17 protein-coding genes are annotated in these 25,375 nt (G+C 47.7%); 10 read left to right on the forward strand and 7 right to left on the reverse strand.

Annotation, left to right across the window (positions count from 1 at the left end):
- Nucleotides 1–3: 3 nt before the first annotated feature.
- Genes ACQSGY_RS10155 through ACQSGY_RS10165 form a run of 3 tightly spaced genes read right to left on the reverse strand, consistent with a single transcriptional unit; the run spans nt 4 to nt 4,769 of the window.
- Nucleotides 4–1,482: a Na+/H+ antiporter subunit D gene (locus ACQSGY_RS10155; RefSeq protein ID WP_427051792.1), complete on the reverse strand. Its 1,479-nt coding sequence runs from the start codon at nt 1,480–1,482 to the stop codon at nt 4–6.
- The gene (locus tag ACQSGY_RS10160) at nt 1,475–1,813 is read right to left on the reverse strand and encodes a Na(+)/H(+) antiporter subunit C (protein WP_090920602.1); all 339 of its coding nucleotides are present in this window, start codon (nt 1,811–1,813) and stop codon (nt 1,475–1,477) included. Before ACQSGY_RS10160 ends, ACQSGY_RS10155 begins: the two co-directional genes overlap by 8 nt.
- A 1-nt stretch (nt 1,814) precedes the next feature.
- On the reverse strand, nt 1,815–4,769 hold the full coding sequence (locus ACQSGY_RS10165) for a Na+/H+ antiporter subunit A (protein WP_427051815.1): 2,955 nt from the start codon (nt 4,767–4,769) through the stop codon (nt 1,815–1,817).
- A 307-nt stretch (nt 4,770–5,076) separates the two neighbouring features.
- Here ACQSGY_RS10165 and ACQSGY_RS10170 point away from each other — a divergent pair, with 307 nt between their 5' ends.
- Together ACQSGY_RS10170 and ACQSGY_RS10175 are read left to right on the forward strand one after the other, a co-directional pair.
- Entirely contained in the window at nt 5,077–6,717 is a 1,641-nt protein-coding gene (locus ACQSGY_RS10170; protein ID WP_427051793.1) for a diguanylate cyclase domain-containing protein, read from the forward strand.
- A gap of 35 nt (nt 6,718–6,752) precedes the next feature.
- A complete protein-coding gene (locus tag ACQSGY_RS10175; protein ID WP_427051794.1) occupies nt 6,753–7,274 on the forward strand; it encodes a hypothetical protein in 522 nt (173 codons plus the stop codon).
- A 122-nt stretch (nt 7,275–7,396) separates the two neighbouring features.
- Here ACQSGY_RS10175 and ACQSGY_RS10180 read toward each other — a convergent pair whose 3' ends face one another.
- On the reverse strand, nt 7,397–8,515 hold the full coding sequence (locus ACQSGY_RS10180; protein WP_427051795.1) for a GGDEF domain-containing protein: 1,119 nt from the start codon (nt 8,513–8,515) through the stop codon (nt 7,397–7,399).
- A 232-nt stretch (nt 8,516–8,747) separates the two neighbouring features.
- Between ACQSGY_RS10180 and ACQSGY_RS10185 the strand changes: the two genes are divergently transcribed.
- The 7 genes from ACQSGY_RS10185 to ACQSGY_RS10215 all read left to right on the forward strand — a co-directional run bounded on the left by ACQSGY_RS10185 (nt 8,748) and on the right by ACQSGY_RS10215 (nt 20,606).
- Complete coding sequence (locus ACQSGY_RS10185) at nt 8,748–15,461, forward strand: DUF7507 domain-containing protein (RefSeq protein WP_427051796.1); 6,714 nt, start codon at nt 8,748–8,750, stop codon at nt 15,459–15,461.
- Nucleotides 15,458–17,134, forward strand: coding sequence for a hypothetical protein (locus ACQSGY_RS10190; protein WP_427051797.1), 1,677 nt, complete (start codon nt 15,458–15,460; stop codon nt 17,132–17,134). The genes ACQSGY_RS10185 and ACQSGY_RS10190 overlap by 4 nt, the downstream gene beginning before the upstream one ends.
- A gap of 96 nt (nt 17,135–17,230) precedes the next feature.
- Nucleotides 17,231–17,488, forward strand: coding sequence for a YolD-like family protein (locus ACQSGY_RS10195; RefSeq protein ID WP_090920584.1), 258 nt, complete (start codon nt 17,231–17,233; stop codon nt 17,486–17,488).
- Nucleotides 17,489–17,592: 104 nt separating this feature from the next.
- Nucleotides 17,593–17,712 carry a dihydroorotate dehydrogenase gene (locus ACQSGY_RS10200; RefSeq protein ID WP_111272660.1) on the forward strand — a complete coding sequence of 40 codons (120 nt, stop codon included), beginning with the start codon at nt 17,593–17,595 and terminating at the stop codon, nt 17,710–17,712.
- 180 nt (nt 17,713–17,892) lie between these two features.
- The gene (locus ACQSGY_RS10205) at nt 17,893–18,396 is read left to right on the forward strand and encodes a ferritin (protein ID WP_110896046.1); all 504 of its coding nucleotides are present in this window, start codon (nt 17,893–17,895) and stop codon (nt 18,394–18,396) included.
- 483 nt (nt 18,397–18,879) lie between these two features.
- On the forward strand, nt 18,880–19,623 hold the full coding sequence (locus ACQSGY_RS10210; RefSeq protein WP_427051798.1) for a polysaccharide deacetylase family protein: 744 nt from the start codon (nt 18,880–18,882) through the stop codon (nt 19,621–19,623).
- A 59-nt stretch (nt 19,624–19,682) separates the two neighbouring features.
- Complete coding sequence (locus ACQSGY_RS10215; RefSeq protein WP_427051799.1) at nt 19,683–20,606, forward strand: hypothetical protein; 924 nt, start codon at nt 19,683–19,685, stop codon at nt 20,604–20,606.
- 137 nt (nt 20,607–20,743) lie between these two features.
- Here ACQSGY_RS10215 and ACQSGY_RS10220 read toward each other — a convergent pair whose 3' ends face one another.
- From ACQSGY_RS10220 to ACQSGY_RS10230, 3 genes are all read right to left on the reverse strand, one after another.
- Entirely contained in the window at nt 20,744–21,343 is a 600-nt protein-coding gene (locus tag ACQSGY_RS10220; RefSeq protein WP_110896048.1) for a response regulator transcription factor, read from the reverse strand.
- Nucleotides 21,340–22,488 carry a histidine kinase gene (locus ACQSGY_RS10225; protein WP_427051816.1) on the reverse strand — a complete coding sequence of 383 codons (1,149 nt, stop codon included), beginning with the start codon at nt 22,486–22,488 and terminating at the stop codon, nt 21,340–21,342. Before ACQSGY_RS10225 ends, ACQSGY_RS10220 begins: the two co-directional genes overlap by 4 nt.
- A 123-nt stretch (nt 22,489–22,611) precedes the next feature.
- On the reverse strand, nt 22,612–23,640 hold the full coding sequence (locus ACQSGY_RS10230; protein ID WP_216513686.1) for a fatty acid desaturase: 1,029 nt from the start codon (nt 23,638–23,640) through the stop codon (nt 22,612–22,614).
- Nucleotides 23,641–24,167: 527 nt separating this feature from the next.
- Between ACQSGY_RS10230 and ACQSGY_RS10235 the strand changes: the two genes are divergently transcribed.
- Nucleotides 24,168–25,007 carry a YitT family protein gene (locus tag ACQSGY_RS10235; RefSeq protein ID WP_427051800.1) on the forward strand — a complete coding sequence of 280 codons (840 nt, stop codon included), beginning with the start codon at nt 24,168–24,170 and terminating at the stop codon, nt 25,005–25,007.
- Nucleotides 25,008–25,375: the final 368 nt, after the last annotated feature.

Below are 25,375 nucleotides of genomic sequence, written 5' to 3' on the forward strand. Positions count from 1 at the left end.
CATCTACTCCTTCAATACCGCATCAATATAAATATTGGGATGCAGCAGAATATCGCCTGCGCGGGAAGTAAGCTGGAACATGCCTTCAGCGCCCAAGCCCATGACGATGATAAATGCAAACAGAATACCGGCAGGTATCAGCAGGCCGTTCACCGCGTAAGGGCGTCTAGCCATCCCTGCAGGAGGTTCGCCCCAGAATGCCTGAATGAAGATACGCAAGACGGAATACAGCATCAGCAGACTGGAGAGCACTGCTATCCCGGTCAGACCATATAATCCGGCCTCGAAGCCACCTTCGAAAAGCAACAGCTTGCCCGGGAATCCGCTGAATGGCGGCAGCCCGGCAAGGGCAAGTGCACTGATGAAGAACATCCAGCCCAATACCGGATAACGTTGGATCAGCCCGCCCATGTTATCGAGCCTCGATGTGCCTGCTACCGCAATCAAGGCCCCGCCAAGCAGGAATAACAAGGTTTTGATCAGCATGTCATGCAGCATATAGAACAGAAGACCCTCCAGAGCAGAACGGCTGGCCGCAGCCATGCCAAATGCAACGAATCCAACGCCGGCAACAACGTTATAGATCAAAATTTTGTTCACGTCACGATACGAGATCGCCCCGATGACACCCAGCACCATCGTTGCTCCAGCCATCCAGCCAATCAAGGCATGGAAGAAGTCGGGATCATGATAGAAGATCAACGTGAATGTACGCACAATCGCATACAGGCCTACCTTGGTAAGCAATCCGGCGAACAGTGCTGTAACGACAGCTGGTGGCGCCGCATACGAGCCGGACAACCAGAAGAACAGAAACAAACCGGCTTTGATGCTGAATACGATCAGGAAAAGAACTGCAATCAACGTGACAACTCCGCTTTGTCCCACTTCGGCAATTCGAACCGACAAGTCAGCCATATTCAGCGTGCCTGTAATGGAATACAGGAAGCCGATCGAGGCGACAAACAGGGCAGAGGATACGATGTTAATTAATACATATTTAATTGTTTCCCGCAGTTGTCGTTCTGTGCCCCCGAGCACGATTAGTGCATAGGAGGAGATCAGCATCAATTCAAAGCTGACAAACAGATTAAATAAGTCACCTGTCAGAAACGATGCGTTTACACCTGCAATCAGGAAATGAAAAAACGGATAGAAGTGATGCTGCTCCCGTTCCTTGTTAATGCTTCGGAAAGCGTAGAAAAGACAGGCCAGGGCAATAATGGAAGCAGCGACAACCAGCAGGGCGGCAACCATATCAGCGACAAGCACAATACCGTATGGCGGCACCCAGCCGCCCATGTTCAGCGTCATCACACCCGACCGTGCTACGCGTGTAATGAGCAGGGTAGAGGCGGTGGCCGTCGCCAGGAGCCCAATCACACTAACGAAACGCTGTACATGTATTTTTCGGAAAAACAGTAGTGCGAGCACGCCTGAGATGAGTGGCAGCAGAATGGGCAGAACGACGAGGTTATTCATATGGCCGCCCCCTGACTTCTTCCATGTCGTCTGTTCTGAGCTTCAGATACGAACGATAGGAGAGTACAAAGAAGAAAGCAGTCAGTCCAAAATTAATAACAATCGACGTTAGAATTAACGCTTGTGGAAGCGGATCAACGTATTTCTCAGCCATTTCTCCCAGCAGCGGAGGTGCTCCGGTCTTGAGACGTGACATTGTAATCAGTAGCAGGTGCACGCCATGCGTCAGTATGGACATGCCAAGCACGATACGGAGCAGGCTCCGCGACAAGATTAGAAATACGGCAACCGCAAACAGAATGCCCACAGCTACACACATCAATATCTCCATATCAACGATCCTCCCCGATCTGTAGAATGATAGTCATGGTGACACCCAGCACAGCGAGGTATACGCCAAGGTCAAACAGCATAGCTGTTGCAAGCTCGGTCTCACCCAGCAAAGGCAGTTCGAAATATCCGAACGTCTGACTTAGAAACGGAGCACCGAACAGAAATGAACCTGCGCCAGTGAGCAGCGCGATGCCAAGACCGATGGCGGTTAAACTCCGAAAATCAATGGGCAGCGCCTTGCGTATCGTATCTGTGCTGAAAGCGAGAGCAATAAGCACGAGCGCGGCTGCGGTCACAAGACCACCAATGAAGCCGCCCCCCGGATTATGATGTCCGGCAAAGAACAGGTGCATCGCAAACGTCAGAATAATAAATACGACGACCTTCGTTGTCGTTTGAAGCAACACATCATTGCTTTGCAAAGGAACCGTATCCCAGGACAATGTGCTGCGCTCGCGATTTCCGTATTTCCTTGTATTATCTGCTTCATCATCGAGCTCGGGTTCCTCATCGGTTCTCTCTTCTTTTTTGCGAAATTTGAGCCTGGCACCGAGATCCTTCGCTTCCAGATTCAGATTGATCATGGAATAGATGGACAGAGAAGCTACACTAAGAACCATAATTTCGAGCAGGGTATCGTAGCCGCGGAAATCGACCAGCAGCACGTTTACGACATTTTTACCTCCCGCCGAACTGTAGGCTTCCTGCAAAAAGAATGCGGAGATGCTGTCCAGCGATACCGTTCCGCTTGCAGCGAGGGCGACAAGTGTCATCACGATGCCTACAGAGATCGCCACAATCATGTTAACAGTGAGGTAACGACGGCTTGACTTGCCGCGCTGTAATTCGGGCAGGTGGTAAAAGCAGAGCAGGAAGAGTGCAACGGATACTGTCTCCACGATCATCTGCGTCAGCGCCAAGTCGGGTGCTCGGAACAGCACAAACAGCAAGGTCACCACGTAACCGACCGCTCCCGTCATAATGACCGCTGACAAACGGTTTTTGGCAAAAGGAATCGAAACGGCGGCTGCAATCAGGGTGAGCAGCAGTACAACCTCATAGAAGGAATAGGGTGCATGCTCCTGCACATTCCAGGTAATATTTTGTCCTGAGCGGAAGAAGGCATAGACCAACAGTGCCACCGTGAATGAGAAAATATATACCAGATAGTTCCGAACCGAGCCGTTCATATAGGCTTCCGTCCATTTGCGAGCATAATGCTGTACGTTGTCCAGCACTACATGATACATGTTGTTAATCGTTAAGCCTTGCGGGTAGTGCTCATAAATATTCCTCCATCGTGGCAGCAGCTTATACAACATGACTCCGAGTACAACTACCCCGATGGTCATGAATAATTCAGGAGTCCAGCCATGCCATAGAGAGAAATGTACATCAAAGCGTTCATCCCCATTCAGAAGGGAAGGCAGAACGGCAGCCATGGCCGGTTCGATCAGTGACCCGGAGAGCAGATCTGGAAAGAGTCCAAAGCCGATAACCAGAATGCACAGAACGAATGGTGGAATCAGCAGCCCTGCAGGGGCTTCATGCAGCTTCCCGGCAGGCAGTTCGCTTCGGCTACGACCGAGGAATGTTTTGAACACGATAATCAGAGCATAGATGAGTGTAAATACGCTGGCTAACCAGGCGATAACAGGGAATACAATGCTCCAGGAGCCAAGACCGAAGATACGCAGGTCGGTCATTTGCACCATCGCTTGAAAGAACAATTCTTTACTGAGAAACCCGTTAAAGGGCGGAATACCTGCCATGGCAAGCGAGCCGATGAGAGCGAGACTGAACGTAACGGGCATAAATGCCGCTAGTCCGCCGAGCTTGCGAATATCGCGTGTACCCCTCTCATGATCCACGATGCCAACAACCATAAATAACGCGGCCTTGAACGTTCCGTGATTGAACAGGTGAAGCAGACCAGCCGTAATCGCTACAGTGTACACTGCTGAAGAGTCGCCGTATCCGAAATAGAGAGCTGCAGATCCGATTCCGAAAAGGGACATAATCAGACCAAGTTGCGAGATGGTCGAATAGGCGAGAATGGCCTTGAGATCTGTCTTCTTGACGGCGAGGAATGACCCATATCCCAGAGTAAGCAGTCCGACACCTGTGACAAGCCAGAACCAGAGACCCTGTCCGCCAAAAATCGGGGTGAAACGGGCAACAACATAAAGTCCGGCCTTAACCATCGTAGCGGAGTGCAGGTATGCACTAACGGGTGTAGGAGCTTCCATTGCATCGGGCAGCCAGATATGGAATGGAAACTGTGCCGATTTGGTGAAGGCTCCGATCAGAATCAGCACAAGGGCCGGCAGGAAAAGCGGGCTATCCTGAATATGGCCCCACTCGGTAATGGTAGCACGGATACTGAAGGTTCCTGTCATGAGGTACATCAGCATGAATCCGGCCAGCATGGCGAAACCGCCGAAGACCGTGATCAGGAACGATTTCTGAGCGCCAGAGGTTGACGCTTTGCGTTTGTAATGGAATGCGATTAACAGAAATGACGTAATGCTGGTGAGTTCCCAGAATCCATACAGCACGATCATATTATCTGAACATACAACGCCAAGCATGGCGCCCATGAACATTAACAGGTAGAGATAGAACCGCTGTAAAGCTTCTGTTCTGCTCATATAAAAAATGGAGTAGAAGACAACGAGTATGCCGATTCCACTGATCAGCAGCGCTAAGAGTAAACTCAACCCATCTAGATACAGATTAAAACCGATGTCCAAGGACGGAATCCAGGGAATCTGACCCGAAATGGCATGGCGTTCTGATACAGCAGAGATCTGGCTTATAAAATAAATGAATAAGGATAGCGGTACAAACAGCACCGCCCATCCCAGATGAACGTTACGGAACAATCTGTGCAGCATGGCAAGTAAGAATCCAGCCGCAAAAGGAAAAATAACAGCAGCATGAAGCAGGCTCAACATTACACCCCCAGTGTTTATTTTCTCGTCATTTTTTGTATGTGACATTACAGGCGCAATTCTCCAAGGATATGCTTGCTCTCTATATTCATAACCCAAGTATGTATATACAGAATCGTGACTATTCTTTGAATGGAAGGAACTCGGGGTGTTTCGATGTAGTAATATATGGACACTTATATAAAAAAAGTGGTGATGCAAGCCGATATAGTTCAAAATGAAGAGAGCGATGTCTTGCCGTTTTACAGCAGAGAGTCTAGACAGGTAAAATTGTAAGAAAGATTCATCGTAGGTGCAGGAGGCCATCATGTCATTTAAACTAAGAACGGTGCTTACCGTTATTTTTGCTGCATTATCTCTGCTGGTCATCGTGACGATTGGCTCTATTTTCAGCAAAAAATCATTTGTAGCTGTAGAAACAGAGATTGGACATTCACTGGAAGGTACGGCTGCACAGGCAGCGGACAAGCTGGATCGGTTCATGTATTCCCGCTCAGGGGAGATGAATCTTCTAGGCAATATGTCGTCGTTAAATGATAAATTCAACCCGGCCGATATCCAGATTCTGCTGGATCAGCTGCAAAATAGTTTTCCCACCTTCTCCTGGGTTGGATACATGGACCCTAAAGGAAATGTACTCGCCGCTACAGATGGAGTGCTGTTAGGCAAAAATTTGTCAGAGCGGCCCGTGTTTCAAGAAGGAATCAAGGGTAAGTTTATAGGGGATGTACATAATGCAGTGCTGCTGGCGAAACTGCTGCCGAATCCGTCGGGAGAGCCGCTGCAATTTGTCGATATCAGTTTTCCGCTCAAGGATAGTCAGGGGAAAATTCGAGGTGTCCTGGCAGCTCATTTGAGCTGGGCGTGGGCCAAAGAAGTTGAAGAATCAGTCCTTCTTCCCCTTGAACGCGAAGAGAAGGATCTTGAATTTTTTATCATTAGTAAAAAAGACAATACAGTGCTGCTTGGTCCGAAAGAATGGATTGGAAAATCGTTGGTGCTGCAAGGAATTAGCCAGGCCCGATACGACAAAAGCACCTGGTCAAGTGAGAAGTGGCCGGATGGCAAGGAATACGTCACCGGGTATGCATACAGCCAGGGATATCGGGACTATCCCGGTTTGGGCTGGACGATCATTATAAGACAGGTAAAATCTACGGCGTATGCTGCCATCATTGACCTGATGTGGTTTAATATATGGACCGGTCTTACCGTTACGCTGTTGTTTGTACTGTTCGGCTGGTTAATCTCCAGATGGATATCTGCACCACTGGTTCGCCTGACTAGAGTGGCTAATCGGCTGGGTGCTGGGGAGAGTATTGAAATTCCGGACAATAAAGGAATCAAGGAGATTGAGGACCTGTCTCGCTCCTTGCGCAACATGGTATCTTCAATTATGGATAAAGACACAGAACTTGTCGTGATGCAAAGTCTTGCTCATTATGATCAGTTGACCGGACTCAAAAATCGTACAGCACTTGAGGTGTACCTTGAGGACTCGCTGGAAATGGAAAGCGAAAATCATACACTGACCTTCCTGTATCTGGATCTGGACGGTTTCAAAAGTGTCAATGATACGCTCGGACATCAGTCTGGTGATGTACTGCTCCAAAAGGTAGCTCAGCGGCTAACTGCTTTAAGTCACGAGCAGGGCATCACGGTCCGGCTCGGGGGTGACGAATTTCTGATTGTGCTTCGCTCTGTTGGAGATTTTCCTAGAGAAGAAGCGACTCAATATGCTCAGGATATTATCAAGAGCTTGAATAAACCTTTTATCATTGATTACGAACGAGTGCACATCGGCTGCAGCATTGGAGGCGCCGAGTATCCGACGAATAGTACGAATCCAAGTGAAATTATTCGTATGGCAGACGAAGCATTATATCTTTCCAAACGTGCGGGTAAGAACAGAGTAACTTTTTATTCCGAGTTGGATCAGGGGCGGTAGTATATACTAAGTATGTTGAGGGGAGGGAAAGAACTTTGTCTGGAAAATACACCAATGTGCCGTATGGCTTTGAACCTGCAGCTCCGACTCGTAAAGGAACACTGGTATTCTATGACTCGTTCCAGCATGTAACGGATGAGCAGCTCGAACGAGCGGCTACAATTCTGGATACACGAGCATTTAAACAATTAGTGCTTTATCCGCTGCATGAGAGCACGGTGAAACGAATGAGCCGGGATGCGGTGCAGTCCTTTTACCAGAGAGAGGATCGTCTTCATGAATGGCGGCGCGATCACTCGTCATTGCCCATTCGGGTAGAAGGATTGGAAGGGAAACGAAAGAAGTATACACCTATTGACTCAGCGCTGAGGCATATCCAAACAGAGTACGCGGCTCCTCTGTTTCTATATATGACGGCTGAGATGGCAAATCTATGGGCATCCTTTGACTCGTTCACAGAGTGGATCAAGCAGGTACGTTTGATTGTTGATGGTCAGCCCGGAGATATGCATCCCAAGCTGGAAAAGTATCGGCATCGCTGGGAGTGGGCGGTCTGACGCAGTCAACTCACTTGGCTTGGGGCAGCTAGGAAGAAGTGAAATAACGAAAAAAGTTGTGCGGTGTACCATGGCTTGTCACGGTATACAACACAACTTTTTTTGTACATATTGACGGTGGATCAGGCTGGAATCAGCGATGTCACCGTTTTATTTTTTCCTGTACGTTTGGCAGCATACAGACAGGCATCCACTTCTTCAAACAATTTGTCTTTACTCAGATTGAGATTGTATCCTTTCAGTCCGATGCTGACGGTGATTGCAGCTCCTTCAAGTTCAAGATGGCCCATAAGCGAAATTTTCTGTCTGATCTGCTCCACCAAATTATAGGCCTGTTCAAAAGACTGCTCTAACATTAACAAGGCAAACTCCTCGCCACCATACCGCGCTGCAATGTCACTTGCTGTGACGCTCTCTTGAATGATTCGGGATACTTTCTCCAAAATGATATCTCCCACCCGATGTCCATAGGTGTCATTAATGAATTTGAAATTATCGATATCAATAAGAGCCAGATGCAGGCTCATGCCGCTATTGGCATATTCAAATGCTTTTTCATAAAAGTCTTTAAACGAGCTTTGGTTGTACAGGTTAGTTAACCCGTCCGTTTTGGACTGCTTCGCAATGATGGCATTTCGCACGATAAGTTCCTGCTTGGCTTCCATACTCTGCTGCAAATCCTCCAGCACTTCCACGCCGCTGGTCACAATGATTTGTGCAACATAAGTAGCTATAATCAGAAACGCAGGAATAGACACCATGTCGAACGAGCTTAAATATGCGCGGTAAGCCGGATCGAACAAAAGAAGAGTGTAACCGGCCATTTGCAAGGAGAAAACGAACCATACCCGTTTGCTATTAAAGAACAGCACAGAAGCAAAGATAGGCAGCAGACATATGGCGAGCATAATTCTTATATCGTAATTGACATGAATAAGGGTCCAAGCGATTACTGTACTGGTAACGGACATCGTTGTGAACGAGCAGGAAGGAAACCTTCGATTTACATAACTGGAGAGCAAAATACAAACAATGCTGATCGCGGTAGGCCAAAACAGGATGTTTACTATAAAATCCGAAAGGGTACGGTCATATTTAAGAAAAAGATAACAACCAACCTGAATTAAAAAGTGAACAATGACAACAACCCAGTAGGCATGAAGCATTTTGCGTATCCATTTGGAATGCTTGCTCTCATACTCTGTCGGGATCTGACTGTTATGTACTGATGAACTGTTCATATATCACCGCTGACTGCATAGAAATGATACGACAGATGACTCTCGTATAAGTAGATTATAAGATACAATTGTCAAAACGCAAGCGATTTTATTTAAAGCATGACAAGAAACCTTACATAAATACCCAGTTGAAATACCAACTTTCGGGAAATGGACATACAAATTTACTTACTTGGCTACATAGACTGAAATAAGGCTTTGTTGCATGATTTAAATCATTACAGAATGGGAGGTGATATTCATTCCTCTTGTCGTTCGTTCAACCGTTAACGCTACAGGAGCTATTACGTTCACAGGCAACACACTTGGACTAAGCCGATCAGATACGGCTGGCGTGCCAGGGACTCTGGACAGTATCGGGGGGTTTACGACCACGAATACGTCCTTGACATACGGAACGTATCCGGCGGGCACCACGAGTCTGTACCAAAGCAACAGTTCCACTGCCATTCTGGTCTTACCTGCCGGGAGTACAGTGCTCTATGCGGAACTGATCTGGGGCGGAAGTTACATTAACGGATCGGTCAATCTCAGCTCCGCCATTAATAATCCGGTTTCCTTCACTACCCCTGCGGGCACCTTCAGTATTACGCCAGATCCGGTTACATACAATCAGTTTGATCTGGGGAACAATGCTGCCGGGTACGTTCGTTCGGCGAACGTGACGACACTTGTGCAAAATGGTGGGGCAGGTACATACGTAACCGGTGGAGTCGTTGGCACAATCGTCATTACCAATGATAGTACAGCCAATCATGCAGGGTGGACGCTGGGTGTCATTTACCAAAACGGAAATCTGCCTTTTCGAAACATGTCCTTGAGAGCCGGGGGAGTACTGGTGCAAGCTTCTTCAGCACCGGTGGTGACGACACTCACAGGTTTTGCAACTCCAATCTCTGGAGCCTTGGGGGGCAGGGCATTATTCAGTGCACAGGAGGGAGATGCGAACCGAACAGGAGATCAGGCGTTATTTGGGCCTACCTCTGCAACCTCAGTGGCATTATCCGGTCCGAACAATCTGGCGGCTAATTTTTTTGCGTCGCAAATTAACGGGGATACGGGAGCACTTAACACAACAGGAACCTTCGGCAATCGGAACCAGATTAATGGAGCACCGGGAACGAACATCGTAGGGGGACGTCAAGGCTGGGACATCACCAATGTGGATGTGTCTGCAAGACTGATCAATAATCAATCCTCGGCGGTGCTGACCCTCACTACATCCGGTGATGCTTACATCGTCAACGGCAACGCCATACAAGTGGACATTAATGCACCGCGGATCACGGTGTCGAAATCTTTCTCGGCAACGGGAGCCGTAGCCGGGGACAGTATCCTTTATACTGCAACAATTACAAATAGCGGTACAGCCAAAGCAGCCAGTGTCGTTCTGTCTGATACGCTGCCAACGGGTCTGACTTTTGTTCCTGGCAGTGTAACTGTAGCCGGGGTTTCTCTGCCCACACTTGATGTTACATCCGGTATACCTTTAGGCTCATTGGGTCTGGGAACCAACATTGTTGTTACTTACCGTGCCGCCATAGCAAACAATACCAGCATCCTGCAGCTAGTGAATTCAGCCAATGCAGCTTTTACTTTTCAAAGCGTAGCCGGTGGTTCAATTATTACAGGTATCATTCCGTCCAATAATGCCGTTCTCACCGTCTATTCACCCAATCTGTCCATCGTGAAATCAGCAAGCACATCAAATGCGACAGTAGGGGATCAGGTGACGTACACGCTGCAGGTGACGAATGGAGGCAATGTAGGAGCCAATGTAACGATCACCGACAACATTCCGGCTGGAAGCAGCTTTGTAGCCGGAAGTTTCCGTGTGAACGGAGCGGTTGTTGCGGGCGCTAATCCAGCTTCAGGGGTGAATGTGGGTACACTTTCCGCAGGAAGTGTCACCACAATTACGTTTCAAGTGCTCGTGACGGGGCTGCCTACACCCCCTACCCTGGTTGACCAGGCCACCGCTACTTATTCATTTAATTCCCCCGATGGACGGACGATTTCAGGCACGGTGGCTTCCAACACACTTACCATTCCGGTAACGCTGCCTAACGTAACCGTTCTTAAAACGGCAACAGTCACGGATGTTGCCGTGGGAGAAACCTTCACGTATTCCGTAGTCACAACGAATGCAGGCATCCAGCCGATCAACAATGTGATATTGACGGACAGCATTCCTTCGGGTCTGAGCTTTGTACCTGGAAGTGTAACGGTTCGGGGGACAAACGTAGCTGCTTCCAATCCAGCCAGCGGAATTACACTGGGTACATTAAATGCAGGTGCCTCCGCAACGGTGACTTTTCAAGTCACTGTTCAGTCGCTGCCAACGGGAGCATCACTGCTTAACCGGGCTTCTGTCTCCTACAGCTCAGGTGCGTTTACAGGCATCTCCAATTCAAATTCCATTACAACACCTGTGTATCAGCCCGTAATCAGTATCGTGAAGTCGGCAAGTGAAACGAATGCAACACTCGGAGATCAGCTTACGTACACATTGCAGGTCACGAATACCGGAAATCTGGCAGCACAAGTAAACGTGACCGATACCATTCCGGCCGGTCTGACATTTGTGCCTGATTCGGTGACGGTAAATGGTACAGCAAGACCAGGGGCAAGCCCATTAACCGGAATTACATTGGGGTCTCTTGCACCTGCCGGCAGTGCAACCGTCGTATTCCGCGCATCACTTGCGACGTTACCCTCGCCGCCAGTTCTAGAAAATCAGGGAACGGCCTCTTATACGTATCAGCTTCCCAGCGGACGTAATCTATCCGGCAGTTCAGTCTCCAACACTGTCCGCATTCCTGCATCAGCGCCCAACATCAGCATATCAAAAACAGTGAACACAGCAGATGCTGCTGTCGGAGATGCACTCACTTATACCGTTATCCTTACGAACGCAGGAGCAAGTGCAGTACAGAATCTGGTTCTTTCGGATACACCGTCTGCGGGTTCAGACTTTATCGCGGGTAGTGTTACCGTTAACGGATCTGTACAACCGAATGCAAGTCCTGTTGCCGGCATCGCTCTTGGCACGCTGAACAGTGCTGCAGTGGTGACGGTCAGGTATCAGACGAGGGTCACAGCTGTACCGACCTCGGGTGTGGTCAGTAATCGTGCAAGTGCTGCCTTTACTTCAGGAAGCTTTAGTGGAGTGTCCTCCTCAGTTACAGTGAATACGCCGATCTATCAGCCAGTCATTCAAGTGGTCAAATCCGCGAGTACATCGAGTCTGACCGTCGGAGATACGTTCAATTACAATATCCAGATTACCAACTCAGGCAACATTCCGGCTGTTATTACACTCACCGACCCGGTTCCTGCCGGAGCTCTATTTGTAACGAACAGCGTACTGATCAACGGCAACCCTTCACCGGGGGTTAGTCCAAACACGGGAATCAGTCTCGGTACTCTGGCAGCAGGAGCTTCCGTTACGTTGTCGTTTCTTGCAAATGTGACAAGTCTGCCTAATGCAAGGCAGTTGATTAATCAGGCGGTTGCTTCATACAACTACACACTGCCAAGCGGGAGAGTCATTACATCCTTTGTACCGTCCAACACGATCAGCATTCCGGTATCCTTGCCTAACGTTAGTGTTGTTAACAGTGATAATGCTGACTATGCGGTGTCCGGGGATGTGATTCGCTACACCTCCGTGATTCGAAATAATGGAACAACCGCTGTCAACAATGTGGTATTTGCCAACCCGCTGCCTTCGAACACCCCATTTATACCCGGAAGTGTCCTGGTGAACGGAAATGCATCACCGCTCTCCAATCCGACCGCCGGCATCCCAATCGGGACTTTGGCGCCTGGAGCCGAAGTCACCGTAACTTTTGAGGTGAGGATAACTATGCCGATTCCTTCCCAGATTAGCAATCAGTCGACGGTCAGCTTTACTTCCGGTTCGTTCTCGGGTTCTTCATCTTCCAATACAACACAGACCCCTGTCATACAGCCGCAGATTGCTCTCGTCAAAACGGCCAATACAGTCAATGCTACCGTTGGTGATACCGTTGTTTATACCATTGCAGTAAGCAATACGGGCAATCTGCAAGCAAATGTGACTGTAACAGACACAATCCCGGCAGCAACGACGCTTGTGCCTAACAGTGTTGTTGTTTCGGGTCTGCCGCAACCGGGAGTGACACCTGGCGCAGGCATTCCTGTCGGCATTGTAGCTGCCGGAGCAACGGCAATTGTAACGTTTGCTGTCGTTGTAGATTCGCTTCCATCTCCGCAGCAGCTCAGCAATTTTGCATCATCAACCTTTACCTTTACACCGCCAGATGGACGAACGTTAACCGGGACAGCAACCTCCAATACACTGACTTTCCCAGTCTCCTCTCCTAACGTAACGGTGGTCAAAAGTACAACATCTACCTCCGTAACTGTAGGAGACACGGTCTTGTATTCTATCGTGGTTACGAACAGTGGTATCGCACCTGTGAACAGTGTGCAGTTCTCAGATCCGATTCCTGCCGGCTCCACGTTCATAACAGGCAGTGTTACGGTAAATTCTGTATCACAGCCAGCGGCCAGTCCATCAGGAGGCATTCCGCTTGGAACCCTCGCGCCCGGAGGCACAGCCATTGTTACGTTCAGTGTTAGAGTTAGCGATATTCCTCCAGGCAATCAGTTAAGCAATCGTTCAACGGTAAGCTTCACGTCAGGCACATTCTCTGGAACAACGTTCTCCAATACGGTCAGTACGCCTGTATATCAGCCCGTTCTGACAGCACAGAAGACAGCAAGTACACAGAATGCGACCGTAGGTGATACCGTCAGCTACACTATCAATGTAAGTAATCAGGGGAATTTTGCGGCACTGATCAATCTGTCAGATAATTTGCCGACTGGCACGGTGCTTGTGCCCAACAGTGTGATCATAAACGGTCAGCCGCTCCCGGCAGCTGATCCGGCCTCAGGAATCGCTGCAGGAAGTGTAGCTGCTGGCGCGACAACGACAATTACGTTTTCCGTTGTGATCGAGACGCTGCCCAGCCCGCAGCAACTGATAAATCAGGCTACGGTAGCCTTATCCTTTACACTGCCCGACGGAAGAAACATTACGAGGAGTGTGCAGTCCAATGTGCTGACCATTCCTGTGTCTGCGCCTGACGTGCAGGTTGTCAAATCAACGACTTCGACAGCCGCTTCTGTCGGGGATACCGTCACATACAGTATCGCGATAACCAATAATGGCATTGAAAATGTCAGCAATGTGATTTTTACAGATGCTTTACCCGCTAGTACCGTACTATCGGCGGGAAGTGTCTTTGTGGATGGTGTGCTGCGCCCTAATGCCAGTCCATCTACAGGCATTACATTGGGTTCCATTGCACCCGGGGTTACAGTGACCGTTGTATTTAGTGTGAGAGTCACAAGCCTTCCGCTTCCTGCTGTGCTGAATAATCAATCCACCGTAAGTTTTACGTCGGGAGCACTTTCGGCGACTGCGTTTTCAAATACCGTATCAACGCCGGTATATCAGCCTATTCTGGCTGCGGTCAAAACAGGAGATCAAACGATAGCTACGGTAGGGGATACCGTGATCTACAGCATCGCCGTTAATAATACCGGGAACTATGGTGCGGCGGTCACGCTGACAGATACGATTCCTGCTGGCACCGAGTTTGTTCCGAACAGTGTCATTGTGAACGGAATATCCGCACCTGGGGCTGATCCGGCTTCGGGGATTTCACTCGGGGTTGTATCAACGACAACCATTGTTACCTTTTCGGTTGTTATTACGACACTCCCGGCAAGTCAGTCTATTACCAATCAGGCTTCTGCTACTTACAGCTACACACTGCCTGATGGAAGAACACTTGGGGGAAGCCTCGCATCCAACGCGCTGAATATTCAAGTGTCAGCACCGAATGTCACGGTTGTAAAAACAACGACATCGACAGATGCGGTTGTAGGGGACACGATTGTTTATGAGATGGTCGTGACCAATAACGGCATTGATCCGGTTAACAACATTGTCCTGACTGATCCGATTGCCCCGGCGACCACCTTTGTTTCGGGAAGTGTATTGGTCAACGGTACACCGCGTGCTTCAGCCAATCCTGCGCTCGGTATTGCGCTTGGTTCATTAGCACCTGGCGAATCGATAGCAGTATCCTATGCTGTGCGGGTCAATACACTGCCTTCACCATCGCAAGTCAGCAGTCAATCTGCGGTCAGCTTTACATCCGGGGTATTCTCGGGCGCAGCGTATTCCAATATTGTGATTACTCCAATCTATCAGCCGATTGTGACTGTATCCAAAACAGCCAGCACATCCAATGCTACGATTGGTGACAACATTGTGTATTCCTTTACGATTAATAACAGCGGTAACCTTGTTGCGAATCTGACACTGACCGATAACATTCCGAGCGGCGCTGTGCTTCTCCCAAACAGTGTACTGATTGACGGTGTACCGCAGCCAGGAGCGAATCCCGAAACAGGCATTCTTGTCGGCGCTATTCCACCGGGTGGTTCCGTGAACGTAACGGTTACATTAGGGGTTACAGTGGACTCCCTTCCTCAAAATCAGCAGCTGATTAACCAGGCTACAGCTAATTATACCTTTAGTCCGCCAGACGGACGTCAGCTGACAGGAACGGTCTCATCCAATGTGCTCATCATTCCGGTCTCGGCTCCTAATGTCGTTGTGACCAAAAGCACAAGTGCCACTGATGCTGTCGTTGGTGATGTCATTACCTACACCGTTGTGGTGACCAACAGCGGGATTGAGGCAGTAAACAACGTTGTTATGGTAGACCCTGTTCCGGCTGGAACCGTATTTGTTCCGGGCAGTGTGGTGGTAGATGGTGTGGCAAGACCGACAGGAAATCCGAACACAGGCATTACTCTTGGTTCGATTGCAGCCGGAGCTTCGATCACGGTTACATTTAATGTTGAGGTTGTGGTGATATGAGTGAGGTTCCAGGTATGTTGTCCCACTGGTTAAAGAATCAGTCCCTGGTTCGATTCAGCTCGGGTACGACTGAACTGGAACAGGTGGCTTATTCCAATACGGTCGTTACACCTTGGGTTGGTCCAAGAATCAAAGTCAGCAAAAGCTGTAATGTAACAACAGCAGCCTTGGGGCAATCTCTGACCTATCACATTGAGATCGTTAATACAGGAAACCGCACGGCAAGAGTCCGTGTGGTTGACCTGCTCACGCAAGCAACTTCTCTTCTGCCCAACAGTGTGCTCAGGGACGGCATTCCACTGCCTGGAGTCTCCCCGGCGGAAGGTCTGCCTCCTGCAGAGATCACACCCGGCTCTGTCCTGAATTACCATTTTCAGGTTGTTGTTGTTCAAGTGCCCCCGTCACTGCAGCTAATGAATCAGGCAGAAGTGTATTATGAGTTTGACACCTCGGAAGGCAGAACCGTTAATGGACGTGAGAAGTCCAACATGGTAGAGGTCGGGATAGAGACGTCACGGTTGGAAGTGAGTTTACAAGTAGACCGGACGCATACCTTTGCAGGCGATATTTTAATGTATACAGTCATGGTGAGCAATCCGGGTTTTGCTGCGGCGACAGATGCATACGTGACAGTGACTTTGCCACAAGGTACGGTCTTTATTCCTGCAAGTGTGATGATTAACGACATGTTTGCTCCTCAGGTTACGCCAGACAACGGCATTGAACTGGGAGAGATCGGACCAGGCAGTACCGTTCGTATTCAATACCGTATCCAGGTTGCAGGCGGGCAAAGCTTGGAACCGTTATCCAGCATAGCTGTCTTGACATACGTCACAGCGAGCAGAAGAGAGACCGTTTATTCAAATGAGGTCACACTGTTGGTGGTTGAGCCTCAGATTTCCATCGTAAAAAAGGTGTCACCGACTTCAGCAGCACCTGGTGATTCGGTGCGGTATCATATCACGGTTTCTAATGACAGCGGATATGCAGTGGATGCCAAACTGCAGGATGTTCTGCCCGCGGCATTATCCTTTGTGGAGGGCAGTATGAGCTGGAACGGGGTCAAGCGTCCAGGTGCCAAGCCAGGTGCAGTAATAGATCTAGGGACATTGACTGCGCGTTCCGGGCTCCATATTGAATTTGAAGCTCAAGTGGGATCAGGGGTTAGCTCCACATTTGTGAATCAGGCCTTGTTGCTGTACACCTACCGCATGCCAGACTCTCGCATTATTCAGCGCAGGCTGGTTTCCAATGAAGCAGTGCTCCGTCTTCAGGCTCCTGTAATTCAGGTGATGGTCAACGTTGTCCCTGACAGCGTGGAGCAGGGGGGGACAGTTACGTTTCAAGTAAGGGTAACCAATGCGGGCACACTGTCTGCTCGCGTGCAATTGGGGAACCTGCTTCCACCTGGTGCAAAATGGGTGGCACAGGAAGGTGGCCATATGCAGCTTCATGTGCCGGAGTATTCAACGCCAAGAAGCCTTCATATTGGTGAGCTGAGCCCGAATATGTCCAAAAAACTGGCATACGTTGTGCAGCTGGATTCTGAATATACAGGCATACAACGGGGATATTTGACTGCGTTTTACACATATGAGTTGAACGAACACAAACGTTCGGGAGAGTCCAGATCAAACGAATACAGTATTCTGATCGAAGACAGAGATGAGTAAGGCATTACACAAACGTAAATGAATGGTATACTAGCTGAATATGCACTCGGCAATCAACCGTGGAATCGGGACGTCGGAGTAAAGGAGGCAGCCGCATTGGCCAAAGCAAAAGTTGCAAAAAGACCCACACGGGATGAGTTTGAACTGGAGGAGCTGGGAAATCAACTGGTAGAAGCTTTTCATGAACGTTCAGAGGTGCTGTTAACGGTCTGGGGCAAGGAGGAGCAGGTGCAGGGCATTATTGTAAAAATGGATTCCCGTACCCGGCTCGTTCATGTGGAGCATACGGAAGAGGAGTTCACGGCAAAAGTACCTTTTATGGATATTATGCAGGTCCAGTCGCCACGGTATTAATTCAAAAAGAAGAAAACAGCATTTGAATAATAGGGCATTCGCCCTGTCAAAGTGCTCTTCTCTGCATAAGATAACCCATACCTGTTGCAGAGGAGGTACAGTCAATGAGCGAAGTTGTAGGTGGAGAAACAAGAGGTTACGGCTACGGTGGTTTTACTTCTGTAGGCGCGATTCTGGTTCTGTTCATCCTGTTGGTTATCATCTCCAAAGCGTTCTTGGTATAATGATCGCAACCCACGATCGAAAGGAGCTCTACCGTCACGGTAGAGCTTTTTTGATTTCGTTTAGACGGAACACGCTGCTTCATGACACGTTTGACGAATATTGTAGAATTTCGGATGCAAGCACCTTTCACGTTATGGTAAAATAAAACTATTCCAATGAAAAGAAAGAGGTGCTCCATCATGAGTCAAGAACTGACTGCGTCGTTGAACGAGCAGATGAACTTTGAATTTTATTCCGCTCATGTATATATGGCGATGGCCGCATATTGTTCCAGCAAAAGCCTTGACGGTTTTGCGAACTTTTTCCTTGTGCAAGCGGAAGAGGAACGGTTCCATGGTATGAAAATCTACAAATTCCTGAACGACCGCGGACACCGTGCTACACTTGCAGCGATGCCTGAACCAAAGAACGAATACAGCTCCATGCTGGATGTATTTGAGCATGGTTATGCCCATGAACAGCAAAACACCAAAAAGTTTTATGCGCTCGCGGATATCGCACTGAATGAGCGTGAACACGCTACGATGTATTTCCTCAAATGGTTCATCGATGAGCAGGTAGAAGAGGAAGCTTTGTTTGATAACATCATTCAGAAGCTGCGCCGTATTGAAAATGACAGCAACGCCTTCTACATGTTGGATGCGGAGTTCGCCAAACGTTCATTCACCGCTCCTGCGGAATAAGGCTTTTCTGGTACATACCGTACATCAAGTTACGTATCTGCGAAAGGGTCGCTTGTACAGAAAGGTCAATTGACAATGAAAGATGTAAGAGTACCATTAAAGATTACAAACTTTTTGTTTAAGAGAACCCCTTTCAAATGCTAACATTGTGCGGAAGAAAGCTTGCATGCGTGCAAGCTTTTTTGCTGTGTTTGTAAAATAGAAAGAAGCCGAGTCTATCAAATTGCTCAAATAGGGTAATAGACAATATGTCACAATGTATCTATCTTATGATCTACTCTCACGGGCATTTGTCAACGATTAAAATCTATCAAAATCGTTTTAATTTTTATGTTTATCTGACAAAAGTGTAACTCTACCGTAGCCTTTGGAGCGAGAAGAGCATGGAGAATCTCTGATACTATTAACATTAATCGCCATGGGATACGAGTAAGAACGATCACACACCCGGGGAAAAACACACACAAGGGAGACGTTTTCATTATGCTACATATTCGTAAAACACTAACAACTACACTTGCTATTCTACTATTGTTTCCGTTGTTGTTCCTGCCGCTGTCTGCTACTGCAACAGCAGCATCTGCTGATAAGGCTGCAAGCAAAGCCAATGCCAAAATCATCTATCTGACGTTCGATGATGGTCCTACAGCTCATACGGGTAAGCTTCTCGATATTTTGGATGAATACAAAGTGAAAGCTACATTTTTCATGCTTGGGCCTCATATGGAACAATATCAGCAAGCGACCAAGCGAATTGTAAAAGAAGGTCATGGACTTGGACTGCATGGTGTGACCCATGTTCCGGGGAAATTTTACAAATCAGCTTACAGCGGATTGAAGGAAATGCAGCAAGCGAATGAAAGTCTCAACAAGGTTGCCGGAGTCAAAACGAGTCTGGTGCGCACACCATATGGCAGTAAGCCATATCTTAAATCTGCATATCGTAATGTGCTTCTGGGTCAGGGAGGGTTCCATCTCTGGGATTGGAATGTAGATTCACTGGACTGGAAATACAAGAAGGATCATCAGAAGGTATACAATAACGTGATGCAGCAGGTGCACAATGTGAAAAAGCAGGGCACCACACCGGTTGTGCTGATGCATGATCAGGAAGCAACACTGAAGGTATTGCCTCAAGTGCTGAAAACACTGAAGGCTGAAGGATATCAATTTGAAGTACTAACGAAGAACGTGCAGCCGGTCAATTTCTGGAATGACAAGCGTTAAGTGAACAAACGAAAATCAACGTAAAAGCTGATCAAGCTTGACCTGAGGAGGTACACAACATGAAAAAACAAAATCTCTGGATGACCATTCCGGTGACAACAGCCGTTTTACTGGCTCTCACGGGCTGCGCTGGCGAACAATCGAACCAGGCATCCACAGGCAGCACCTCTGTTTCTACGTCTGGAGAGCAGACTCAAACGAGTAGCGGGAGCAATACTGCTTCGAATAGCGGAACTTCTGGAGCAGCAACGGGCACGAACACTAATCCATCTAATAGTGCCAATGCAGGTACAGGAAACGAAGGCTCGGCTGTCTCCAATGGGAGCAAGTCTCCATCAAAATTGTCAGATGTTAATGATGTTGTGAAGGCGCTTCGCGGTGAGTTGAAGCTGCAACATGTGAAACTTCCGACTTCATTTCCACTTAATAAAGGTCAATATTTGGGTGCAAACATCGCAACTAACCGTTCCGATGCTTTACTGGTGAACTTCTACATGGTGGCTGAACCAGTGGCTTTAAATGACTCATCATTAACGGCATCGGATAGTAAAGCGTCCTGGCTTGCCAGTTACGAGGTGAAATCCTCCGATAGTATGAATCAAACTGAACTTTTTCCAGAAACGGATCTGAAAAACATTCCTGACGATATGGCCGTAGACTTGGGACATGGCATTAAGGGATTAGCAGAAGGTGCGGCTGGCAGTCAGTATCTGACTTGGCAGGAGGGGCGCTGGACACTGCAAATTCACTCTGTCTCCGAGGATCAGATGAACAATCCGGCGATTGCCAAGAAAATCGTGCAATATCTGGAATCCCATAGGCTCCCGGCGCCCAAAGACAAAGGATTTGTCCAGGTAGACTATGCAAGTGGGGGTAAAACTGTTCAAGTGACGATCTCGTGGCAGGATGGCAAGCAAATTCATCAGTTGAAAACAAGTCAGGTGCCTCTGGATGCCCTTGATATGGTGGTATCCGTCAAATAATGAATGATCATCTGGATTAAATCAGTCGCAAACGTGATTCGTCGGTTATGACATATCACCAAAAAGCTTGGTATAGGGAAAGGCTCCTATACCAAGCTTTTGTTATTTTCTCTGGTATAAGTTCAGATGTATTACGCTTACTTGAACCAGCCCTTTTCCTTGGAGCGGGTGATGGCTTCAATGCGGTTGCTTGCATTTAACTTGTTGAGAATGATGGAAATATAATTCCGAACGGTTCCGGTTGTGATAAACAGATGACCGGCAATTTCCTTGGTGTTTTTTCCATCAGCCATCAGGCCAAGGACCGCATGCTCACGTTCAGTGAGCGGATTTTCCTCGACATAAGCCTCGTCCACCAGATCGGGGGCGAAAATACGTCTGCCGTTCATCACTTGACGGATTGCCTCGGCGAGCTCTTCAATCGGACTATCCTTGAGCAGGTAACCTCGTACGCCGCCTTTAAGCGCTCGCTCGAAATATCCGGTTCTGGCAAACGTAGTGAGGATGATGACTTTACAGTTCATGCCTTTCAGCTCTTCTGCTGCTTCTAGCCCACTCTTGACGGGCATTTCAATATCCATCAAACAGATGTCCGGTGCATGCTGCTGCACAAGGGCAAGCGCCTCCTGACCATTGCTGGCTTGTCCAACAACCTCCATATCATCCTCCAGATTAAGCAGGGAAGATAACGCACCAAGCATCATGCGCTGATCTTCAGCAATGACGATTCTGATCATTCTTCATCCTCCTTCATAGGTTTGCGAACCAACTTGGGCACATGAATGATAACAGCTGTGCCTTGTCGTTCTGAACCTGTCTTAATGTCTATGCAGCCATTCACAAATTCAAGTCGTTCCTTCATTCCGAGGATGCCGGTTCCCCGGCGATCCTGCTTGCGTGTACGCTCGATGCCAAGTCCATTATCCTGCACTGTTAATACGTTATGTGAGGGTGTTTCTTCTATTGTAATCGTACATGCCGATGCCTGACTGTGTTTGACCACATTAGTCACCGCTTCCTTCAGACACATGCCGAGAACATTCTCATTCAGCTGCGAGGTTTCCTGTAACTTGGGGCTGCCGTGTAAAATAAATTGAATGGATGCAGCCTTCAAAATCTGCTCTGCCCGAAACAGCTCATCCACAAGCTGCGTTCCACGCATCGTTGTTACCATATCACGCACTTCCTTGAGGGCGGTACTGGCCGTTTGTCTCAGCTCGTTTAATTCGATGATCGCCTGATCCGGATTTTTCCGAATCAATCGTTTCGCCAGATCGGTTTTGAGACCGATCAGCGAGAGCTTCTGACCTAGCGTATCATGCAAATCACGGGCAATGCGCTGCCGCTCCTCCATTTTCACCAGATCATCCAATCGTTTGTTGGCACTTTCCAGCTCTCCCTCCAGCTGCTCACGCTTGTTTTTGTTATACGTGCTGATCGGGAGCAGGATGGACGCCATCAGACTGATGAATACAAAGGGAAACTGACTAAGCAGCAGGGAGCTTTGATTGATAAAGCCATAGTTGACCGTCAGGAAGCTTGCGCCGAGATTTACTGAATAGAGTGTGAAAAATCCGGCTTTATTTTTAATATTGCCAATAAAAAAAGCAAGAAACAATGAGAAGTAAGCATAGTCATATGCAATTGTCATCGTTATAGAGATCGCAATTAGTAGTCCAATCCACATGTAGACCTGCCATCCTTTGGTGATAAAGGCGAGCAGATAACACACAAAAAAGACAAGGATAATAATAATGCCGGTGACCATCGTCCAAACCTTGGAATATTGAGAGATGTAATAGAAGGGCAGGATGAAAAAGACAAGCCACACGTACGGATTCAAGCCTGTATTTTTATAAAAAACCTGTGACCATTTCTGAATATGATTCTCCTCCTTGAGCAACAGCTTACCTAACTTTAGCCTGACTGTAGCACGACTGCCGCCTGAATACAAGAAAACGAATCCGGCAGAGTGATTACTTCTCTGTCAGACCCGTTTGTCTGGTTACTCGGATAAGGCTCTGCCTACATAGTTTTTTCGTGACTTTCGATTCAGCTCACGGAAGCTGATAAATTGTTTGCTCTGCTCATCCCACAGACGGAAACGAAGAGCCACCAGGCTGGAGCGAAGTGTGATTGTGGTTGCCTTTTGCAAAGGAGGGGTGGCGTTATGAGCTTCCTCCAGATAATAATTTGGAACTCGCGGGCTCAAATGATGCACATGATGGAATCCGATGTTACCACTGATCCATTGCAGCAGCTTAGGCAGCTTGTAATACGAGCTGCCCTCTACAGCAGCCTTGACGTAACTCCACTCGTCCTCATGTTCGAAATACGTCTCTTCGAATTGATGCTGTACATAGAACAGCCAGATGCCGAAGAAGCCGGAGAAGAAAAATACGGGTGCCTGCACCATAACAAAGGCCTGCCAGCCAATCAGCCAGCACATGAAGCTGTACAATGCAACAATCAAAACGGTCGTTACATGGGTATTGATTCGTTCCTTGCGTCTGGCTGCTTTGCGATTGAAACGGTAGGCAAGCAGAAACACATAGATAGGTCCGATGCCAAACATGATAACGGGATTCCGGTATACGCGGTAGAAGAGACGCATCCAGGGTGTAGCCGCCTTGTATTCGTCCACTGTCATTACCCATATATCACCTACACCGCGTTTGTCGAGATTGCCGCTGGTGGCATGGTGAATGGCATGCTCGTTTTTCCATTGCTGGTAGGGAGTCAGCGTTAATACTCCAGTGATCGTACCTAGGATATCGTTGGCCCGTTTGCTTTTGAAGAATGAGCCATGACAGCAGTCATGAAAAATAATAAACGTGCGCAGGACAAACCCCGATGCCACCAGTGCGATAGGAAAGGTAAGCCAGTACGAGATGGATAAGCTGTAATAAGCAGCGGCCCACAGTAAAAAGAGGGGAAGCAATGTATTGATTAATTGTCGGATACTAAGTTTGAGGTCATTTTTTTCAAAAGGGGTCACTTCTTTTTTCAGCGCCATTTCTTTGCTTCTGCTCATGCATGTTCCTCCTTATTTGGATACAACCGTAGTTCGCTGTATCAGGCGATTCCCGTTATGTATCCTGTAGGGAAGCGTTTTTATCATTGTAAAAGAATGCGCTCGTGACAGTAAGTCACAAATGTCAGCCTGCTGTAATGATGAATATCAAGCATGGAGCATGACATTTGTCATGGTCAACGGTACAAAGGCAGGGATACAGCATGGTGAAAAGATGACGTTTTCATATTTCCTTTGCACAATTTACGCAACAATTTGTATTTTGTATACAAATTTTGCGGTGAGCATGGTAAAATCAATCCTTGAGTGTATATGACATCATAGGCAGGATCAGATGAGCAGGCCGGGTTATGTATGATGAGATAAGATTCAAGCTGGGTTATGTATGATGAGATATGATTACAGACCTGGTTATGTACGATGAAGATTCAGGTTGAAAATCAGATAAGTGAAGTGAATTGGTAAGTGAAGCATCAGATGCGATGAGAGAAAAAGTACATTTTGCATGGATTGGATGGAGTGCTTAAATGAAAAAAAGAATTACGGATATTTTATTTCTTATGGCGGGTGCATTTTTGTTTGCGCTGGCGGTCAATCTGTTTGTCATCCCTAATGATCTTGCAGAGGGCGGCGTAACAGGCATTACGATCATTCTGTATTATCTATTTCATTGGTCACCAGGGCTGATGAACCTGATTCTTAACGGTATTTTATTAATTGTAGGTTATAAATTTCTGGACAAAACAACGACGGTTTACACCATTATCGCGGTTGTTTTTAACTCTTTGTTCCTGCATTTGACAGAAGACTGGAGCATTGCTTCGAATGAGCTGTGGGTAAACACCATTTTTGCGGGTGTCTTTGCGGGTCTGGGGATCGGTTTGATCGTGAAAGTGGGCGGCACAACAGCGGGAACGGTTATTCTGGCACGGCTGGCAAACAAATATCTGGACTGGAGCATCAGCTACGGCTTGCTGTTCTTTGATCTGATTGTAGCGTTCTCTTCATACTTCATTATTGGGCCGCAAGGTCTGATGTGTACCATCGTGCTTCTGTTTGTCGGAACCAAAACGATGGAGTTTATTATTGAAGGACTGAATCCGAAAAAAGCAGTGATGATTATCTCCTCCAAGCAGGATGAGATTGCGAAGCAGGTTATTGAAAAAATGGATCGCGGGGTTACAGTTCTGTCTGGTCACGGTTATTATACGAAGAATCCAAAGGAGATTCTGTATATTGTCATCAGTAAACAAGAGGTCCCGATGCTCAAAAAAATTGTGCGGGCCGAAGATGAGATTGCCTTCATTACCATTCATGATGTACGTGACGTATTCGGAGAAGGCTTTATTGAACTTTCGAAGTCCTAGGTGAACGACTTGGGAAGCAGATGCCAGTATTAATAGGAAGGTTTTAAAATGTTATTAAAAGGCTGTGAATAGAAGAGATGCAGGGCGGGACAGAGAACGATTCTGTTTCGTCCTTTTTTGCGCGGAGTAAATTTTGCAGAGAAATGGGGTTATGGGGAGCGTGAAGGAAAGGCCTGCCGAGGGGGCTCATTTGGCTGCGGACTATGGTGAGATGTGTGTGGTTCGCTAACGAATCGTAGAGAGCTTATTCAGGTGTTTTTGAGCGATCAGTAATTCTAACGAATCACAGAGCACTAGCCATGCAAATAACCTAACATTATAAATTAATATTTTTAGCAATTCTCTTTAACAGTGAAATAAAGAATATA

This window comes from Paenibacillus sp. TC-CSREp1 (assembly GCF_050171015.1).
Lineage (GTDB): Bacteria > Bacillota > Bacilli > Paenibacillales > Paenibacillaceae > Paenibacillus > Paenibacillus silvae.